The organism is Stenotrophomonas sp. STEN054 (assembly GCF_056854535.1).
Window position 1 is genome coordinate 1 of sequence record NZ_JBXFWG010000091.1, and the last position, 7,096, is coordinate 7,096.

The 7,096-nt window shown below is 66.8% G+C and carries 7 protein-coding genes; all 7 read right to left on the reverse strand.

The genetic code is table 11. The annotated features are described in order from the left end of the window. Window positions 1-184 precede the first annotated feature (184 nt). On the reverse strand, window positions 185-1,582 hold the full coding sequence (gene der / locus AC1VXD_RS19430; RefSeq protein WP_482993425.1) for a ribosome biogenesis GTPase Der: 1,398 nt from the start codon (window positions 1,580-1,582) through the stop codon (window positions 185-187). Window positions 1,583-1,597: 15 nt separating this feature from the next. Beyond that, window positions 1,598-2,806 (reverse strand): outer membrane protein assembly factor BamB, encoded by a 1,209-nt coding sequence (gene bamB / locus AC1VXD_RS19435; protein ID WP_116865295.1) that lies wholly within the window; start codon window positions 2,804-2,806, stop codon window positions 1,598-1,600. After that, complete coding sequence (locus AC1VXD_RS19440) at window positions 2,806-3,444, reverse strand: YfgM family protein (RefSeq protein WP_482993426.1); 639 nt, start codon at window positions 3,442-3,444, stop codon at window positions 2,806-2,808. Before AC1VXD_RS19440 ends, bamB begins: the two co-directional genes overlap by 1 nt. Window positions 3,445-3,508: 64 nt before the next feature. After that, window positions 3,509-4,375: a helix-turn-helix domain-containing protein gene (locus AC1VXD_RS19445; protein ID WP_482993427.1), complete on the reverse strand. Its 867-nt coding sequence runs from the start codon at window positions 4,373-4,375 to the stop codon at window positions 3,509-3,511. Window positions 4,376-4,394: 19 nt separating this feature from the next. Beyond that, complete coding sequence (locus AC1VXD_RS19450) at window positions 4,395-5,156, reverse strand: type IV pilus biogenesis/stability protein PilW (protein ID WP_482993428.1); 762 nt, start codon at window positions 5,154-5,156, stop codon at window positions 4,395-4,397. Window positions 5,157-5,184: 28 nt separating this feature from the next. After that, window positions 5,185-6,390, reverse strand: a complete 1,206-nt coding sequence (rlmN, locus tag AC1VXD_RS19455) for a dual-specificity RNA methyltransferase RlmN (RefSeq protein WP_079221620.1) — start codon at window positions 6,388-6,390, stop codon at window positions 5,185-5,187. Between the two features lie 10 nt (window positions 6,391-6,400). Beyond that, complete coding sequence (gene ndk, locus AC1VXD_RS19460) at window positions 6,401-6,826, reverse strand: nucleoside-diphosphate kinase (RefSeq protein ID WP_008265389.1); 426 nt, start codon at window positions 6,824-6,826, stop codon at window positions 6,401-6,403. Between the last annotated feature and the right edge of the window lie 270 nt (window positions 6,827-7,096).

The following is a 7,096-nucleotide window of genomic DNA, read 5'->3' on the forward strand; positions in this document are numbered from 1 at the left end:
CCTATTCTCCCCTTATTGGCCCCGGAGCCGCCGGTCCGCCCGGCCCAGCCCCGGCGCATCCCCGCGCGCCGGGGGGCGCCCCGGTCTTGGCCCGGCGCTACCGAATCAAAAACCCAGCAGCACCGCGCCCGAACCCGCATGCGTCCCAACGAAAAAGGCGGCCCTGCGGCCGCCTTCTCGTGGATCACTTGCCCTTGACGTGCTTCATCAAGCGCCGCTTGGCCTTGACCTGCCGCTCGGTGAGGACGTTCTTCTTGCCCTCGTACGGGTTGGTACCCTCGCGGAAGATGAAGCTCACCGGCGTGCCGATCAGCTTGAAGCGCTTGCGGAAGAAGTTCTCCAGGTAGCGCTTGTACGATTCCTGCAGTTCCTTCAGGCGCGTACCGTGCACGATGAAGGTCGGCGGGTTGGCGCCGGCCGGGTGCACGTAACGCAGCTTGGAAACGTGGCCGCGGATGGTCGGCGGCGGGTTGGTCTCGTAAGCCATCTCCAGCGCCTTGTTCACTTCGCTGGTGGTGAAGGTCTTGTTCGCCGATTCGTGCGCGCGGTGCACCGCACGGAACAGCTCGCGCAGGCCCGAACCATGCTTGGCCGAAATGCGCACCGACTCGGCCCACGGCACGAAGCCCAGGCGCAGCGACAGCATCGTTTCCGCCTGCTCGCGCTGGTACTCGGTCAGGCCATCCCACTTGTTGATGGCGATGACCAACGCACGGCCGGCGTCCAGCACCGCACCCAGCACGGTGGCGTCCTGGTCGGTCACGCCTTCGGTGGCGTCCAGCATCAGCACGGCCACCTGGCACTGCTCGATGGACTGCATGGTCTTGACCACCGAGAACTTCTCGACAACCTCGTCCACGCGCGAACGGCGGCGCAGGCCGGCGGTATCGATCAGGCGGTATTCGCGACCGTCACGCTCCAGGTCCACGGCGATCGAGTCACGCGTGGTGCCCGGCACGTCCGAGGCGATCATGCGCTCTTCGCCGAGGATGCGGTTGACGAGCGTCGACTTGCCCACGTTGGGGCGGCCGACGAAGGCGATGCGGATGCGGTTCGGGTCGTTGTCCAGCTCTTCGCCGCTGCCTTCTTCAGGCAGGCGCTGGATCACTTCGTCCATCAGGTCATCCAGACCCTGGCGATGGGCGGCCGACACGGTCAGCATTTCGCTGAAGCCGTAACGGGCGAACTCCGAGCGGACGGTGTCCTCGTCGGTGCCGTCGATCTTGTTGATCAGCAGCAGCGTCGGGCGCGACAGCTTGCGCAGCCAGGCCAGGATCTCGTCGTCCATCGCCGAGGTGCCCTCGCGGGCATCGACGACGAACAGGATCAGGTCAGCTTCGCCAGCGGCAGCGCGGGCCTGGCGCGTGGTAGCGCCGGCCAGGCCTTCTTCTTCCTCTGCGATGCCGCCGGTATCGACGACGAGGAAATGGTTGTCCTCGTCAAGCCGGCAGACGCCATAGTTGCGGTCCCGGGTGACGCCGGGCTGGTCATGGACCAGGGCGTCACGTGTACGGGTGAGTGCATTGAATATGGTCGACTTGCCGACATTCGGCCGTCCAACCAGGGCGACCAAAGGCAGCATCGCGATTACTCCGTATTAATTTGCCAACCGGAATGCGGTCAGCTTGCCATCAACATTCTGCACCAGCAGCACCCCATCGACGACGATCGGCTGGGCCAGCAGGGCGTCACCGCCGCTCTTGGCCCGCGCCGCCATCGCGCCGTCGGAGGCCTGCAGCCAATGCAGGTATCCCTTGTAGTCACCGACCACCACATAATCACCCTGCAGCGCAGGACCGGTCAGCGATCGACGCGCCAAGCCGGTCTGCGACCACATCGCGGTGCCGCTGGCCTTGTCCAGACCGAACACGCCGCCCTTGGGGTCGGTCACGAACACATTGCCCGAAGACACCGCCACGCCGCCGGCACCGCCGTGGTCGCGCGCCCACAGCGGGCGACCGGTCGGGCCTTCGATGGCCATGGTCTGGTTCTTGAAGCTGCTCACGAACAGCGTATTGCCTTCCAGCACCGGAGCGCCGTCGACATCGGCCATGCGGTCCAGCTCGGTACGGCCTTCGGGGCTGCCCACGGTCTGGTCCCACAGTGTGCGGCCGTCCTGCATGGCCAGGGCGGCGACAGCGCCGTCATCCTTGCCAATGAACAGCACGCCCGGACCGGTGACCACCGGCGCGTTGCCACGCACGGTCAGCGCCGGCAGCTCGCTGGGGTTGAACCACTTCTGGGTGCCGTTGGAAGCTTCGAACGCGGTGACGCGGCCATCATTGCTGCGCACGAACACCAGGCCCTGCGACACGGCCGGGGCCGAGATCACTTCGCCCGGGACGCGGGCGCGCCACTTCTCGCTGCCATCGTTGATGTCCAGCGCGATCACCTGGCCATCGAGGGTACCGATGACCACCAGGTTCTCGCCGACACCCGGGCCGCCGGACAGGCGCAGCTTGGCCTTCTTCTTTTCCTTCTGCGGCTCCCAGGTCCAGACCTTCTTGCCGGTCTGCAGGTCGATGGCGTGCACGCCACCAGTGATCGCCGCAGCGAACACATGGCCGTTGGCCACGGCCGGGCCCTGGCGCACGCCGATGCGGCGCTCGCCCTTGCCCAGGTTGACCGACCAGGCCTTGTTGACCTTCAGGGTCGGCTCGAACTTGACCAGTTCGGCCGGCTCCTGCGCCTTCTTGGCGGCGGCATCCTTACCGGCGAACCAGCCCTTCATGGTGCTGCAGCCGGTCAGTGCCATGCCCAGCAGCAGGACGGAGGCGACGCGCGTAATCATGACCTTCTGACTCATCAAACCGACTCCGCAGGGGCGGCGACGGTGCCGCCAGCGTCCATAACCTTGGTTTCCAGCACACGCCGCTGCGGTGCTGCCACGTCCAGCGTCTTAAGCGCCTTCTCATACTGCTCACGGGCCGCGTCACGCTTGCCCTGCGCCAGCAGCGCATCGCCCTGGATTTCCAGGCTGCCGCTGTCGGTGGCGCTGCCAAGCAGCTTGATCGCTTCGTCGCTCTTGCCGGTGGCCACCAGCAGGCGGGCCACGCGCTGGTCGACCACGCGCTGCAGGTCGCCTTCGACCTTCACGGCGCGCAGGGTGGCCAGTGCGTCTTCGTTCTTGCCGGCGTCGACCTGGGCCTTGGCCAGCTGCAGGGCCGCCAGATCGCCATAGATGCTGTTCGGGCCAGCCTCCAGCGCCTTGACCGCCTTTGCCGCGTCATCCAGCTTGTTGCCCTGCAGGCCAACCAGCGCCTTCTGGTACTCGACATTGGCCGAGGCCAGTTTGCCGCCCTGGTTGGTCTGGTACCACTGCCAGCCGGCAATGGCGCCGATGGCGATCGCTACGCCACCGAGGATGCTGGCGCCATTCTTCCGCAGCCAGCTGCGGACACGTTCACTTTGTTCGTGCTCGTCGAGCAGATCGTCGATCGCCATGCGTACTCTCGCCCCGCCCGTAGGGAGGGACCATTGGGATTATCGAAGGTGGTGAAACCGCGTCTCAGTGTGAAACCGGGACAACGGAGCCTTCAGAGGATACCTGAAAGCGGGCCACGTTGGCTCGCTGGTAGGGGGTCAGATCGACGATAGCGCCGTTCTGCTGAACCTGGACCGCCGAGGCGTTGCCCAAGGTCACGCGGCTCACCTGGCCGGGGGTGAAGCTGCGGGTCTCGCCGGCCTTGATCAGCGCCTTCTCGACCGAGCCGCCATCGGGGCCTGCGATATCGACCCAGCTGTCGCCACTGAACTGCATGTCCAGGTTGGCGGTGGCCGGGGCGGCCGGGGCCGGTCGCGGCACCGGGGCCAGCGAGGCCACGTAGGGGGTGGCTGCCGGTCTGGCGGCGGCAACCGCCGGCTCGGCACTGGCGGCCGCCGGTTCGTTGCCGACCGAGGACGGGGCCACCGGCACGGCGGCCGGCACCACGTCCAGCGATGCCGTGTTCGGGGTCGCCGGGGTGTTGTCGAAGTGGCCACGGGTGGCGAACCACACCGGCACTGCCAGCACCGCGGTGATGCCGACATACAGCACGCGTCGGCCGAGGTTCTCGGCGATGCGACGGGCACGCGGGGTATGGGTATGGCTGACCAGGGTGGGCGGGACCACCGGGCCGACCTGGGCCTGTTCCAGCAGCTGGCTGATATCCACGTTCAGCAGGCGCGCATAGCTGCGCAGCTGGCCACGGACGAATACCGGGGCGCCGAGCTTCTGCCACTGCTCTTCTTCTAGCGACCTGACCACCTGGACCGGCATGCGCAGGCGCTGGCCGACATCCTCGAGGGTCATTCCGGCCGCCTCGCGGGCCTGGCGCAGGCGGGTGCCGCAGCCGGCCGCAGTATCGAGAGCGCTCACAGTCTGGTCATCAATCACAATGCATCAACCCTGGAGATTAGGAGCCCGCGTCCTGCGGAAATTCCTGTCGAATCCGCTGCAGATAACGATCGGATGCCGCCTGATCGCCCAGTCGCGCCTCGATTTCAGACGCAAGTTGTAACACGGAACGTGTGGCCGGTGCAGCCGCAATCCTACGTTCGGCGAAGGCGCGCGCCTCGAAGAACCGGCCACGACGGACGTTGAGCTGCGCCATCGCCTCGAGTGCGACCGGGTTGGCCGGCACCATGACCAGGGCGGCACGCAGGTCGCGCTCGGCGCGTTCCACCTGCCCCGCATCCAGCGCACAGCTGCCGGCATTGGCCAGCATGCCGCCTGCCGAAGCGCTGCCTGGCAGCTGCAGCGCACGGTCGAACCACACCAGCGATTCGGCGGCGTTGCCGTGCTGGCACAGCCAGGCACCGTAATTGTTGAGGACGTCAACGCGCTGCGGCGCCAGTTCGGCGGCGCGGCGGAAACCCTCGCCTGCCTGCTGCGTGCGGCCGCGACGGTCGTCGATGCCGGCCATCAGCATCACCCCGTCCACGCCCCTGGGCCTGAGCTTGATGGCCTGGCGCACCTTGCGCTCGGCCTCGTCCAGGTTGCCCACCTGCATGTCGCGGGCTGCCAGCGCGAGCTGGTCCTGGTAACGGAATTCGTCGCGGACGCCCGGCGCATCGCGCACGTGGCGTTCCGGGGCAATATCACCACTGCGGGTGTATTCCTCGGGGAGGTGCGACTTGGTGGTCTTGCTGCAGCTACTGGCCAAAACGGCCAGCACCCCTGCAATCAGGACTGGCCAGAGCCGGTCACGCGGCCGCATCGCTCCCCTTCCCTGCCTGCAACGTCTTGTTGAATTCCGCCTGGCGGCGGGTGCGGTCCATCACCTGGCCCTTGAGCTGGCCACAGGCGGCGTCGATGTCGTCGCCACGGGTGCGGCGGACCATCGTCAGCACGTTGCTGTCGAGCAGGATCTTCTGGAAGGCGCGGATGTGCGCTTCTTCAGAACGCTCGTAGCGGGTGCCCGGGAACGGGTTGAACGGGATCAGGTTGACCTTGCCCGAATCCTTGGCCTGCACCGCGTTGTCGAACTGGCGCATCAGGCGGGCCAGCTCGCGGGCATGCTCGGGCTTGTCGTTGATGCCCTTCATCAGGGTGTATTCGAAGGTGACCGATTCGCGGCGCTTGTTGGCGCGCAGGTAGCGCGCGCACGAGGCCATCAGCTCGGCGATCGGGTACTTCTTGTTGAGCGGCACCAGCGTCTCGCGCAGCGCATCGTTCGGCGCGTGCAGCGACACCGCCAGCGACACGTCGCTTTCGGTGGACAGGCGGTCGATCTGCGGCACCAGGCCGGAGGTCGACAGGGTCACGCGCTTGTTGGCCAAGCCGTAGCCCAGGTCGTCGCGCATCACGCTCATGGCGCGCACGACGTTGTCGAAATTCATCAGCGGCTCGCCCATGCCCATCATCACCACGTTGGTGAGGCGGCGCATCTGGTGCGGCACGTTGCCCAGATGGCGTGCGGCAACCCACACCTGGCCGATGATCTCGGCGGTGGTCAGATTGCGGTTGAAGCCCTGGGTGGCGGTGGAGCAGAACGTGCAGTTCAGGCCGCAGCCGACCTGCGAGGACACGCACAGCGTGCCGCGGGTCTTGTCGGGGATGTACACGGTCTCGATGGCGTTCTTGCCATCAACCCCCATCGCCAGCAGCCACTTGTGGGTGCCGTCGGCGGAGGGCTTGTCGAACACGATGTTCGGAACCAGCACCTCGGCATGGGCCTGCAGCTTGGCGCGCAGGACCTTGCCGAGGTCGGTCATTTCATCGAAATCGGTGACGTAGCGATGGTGGATCCACTTCATCACCTGATGGGCACGGAACTTCTTCTCGCCGAGAACCTCGACGAAGAACTTCTCCAGGCCCGCGCGATCGAGGTCGAGCAGGTTCTGCTTGCCAGCCGTGGGTGCCGACTTCGGCAGCGGCTGGATGGCGGGGGACTGTACGACCTCGTTCACGGCATTACTCTCAGCGCGAGACGACTTCGGTGGCGGCGAAGAAGTACGCGATTTCAATCGCGGCATTCTCGACCGAGTCCGAGCCGTGGGCGGCATTGGCATCGATGGATTCGGCGAAGTCGGCGCGGATGGTGCCCGCAGCGGCTTCCTTCGGGTTGGTGGCGCCCAGCAGGTCGCGGTGGGCCAGGACGGCGTTCTCGCCTTCCAGGGCCTGGATCATCACCGGGCCGGAGATCATGAACTCGACCAGCGCGTTGAAGAACGGACGCTCGCGGTGCACGGCGTAGAAGCCTTCGGCTTCACGACGCGACAGCTGCTTGTACTTGGCGGCCACGACCTTCAGGCCGGCCTTCTCGAAGCGGGCGTAGATTTCGCCGATGACGTTCTTGGCAACGGCGTCCGGCTTGATGATCGAAAGGGTGCGCTCCAGCGCCATGGGATGTCTCCAATGGATTCGGGCCGCTGATGGCCCGAAGGGTAACAAAAAAAAAGCCGCGTCGAAACGCGGGCTTAGCCTGATAAACGTAGGCGAATTGTAAGAGATAACGCGACTGGGTGGTAGAGGGCCTGTGGCCCTGCTGTAGAGGCGCGCGCCCCCCCCGGGGGGGGGGGGGGCCCCCCCGCCCCCCCCCGGGGGGGGGGGGGGGCCGCCCCCCCGCCGGGGCCCCCCCCCCCCCGCCCCGCCCCCCCCGGGGGGCGGGCGGCC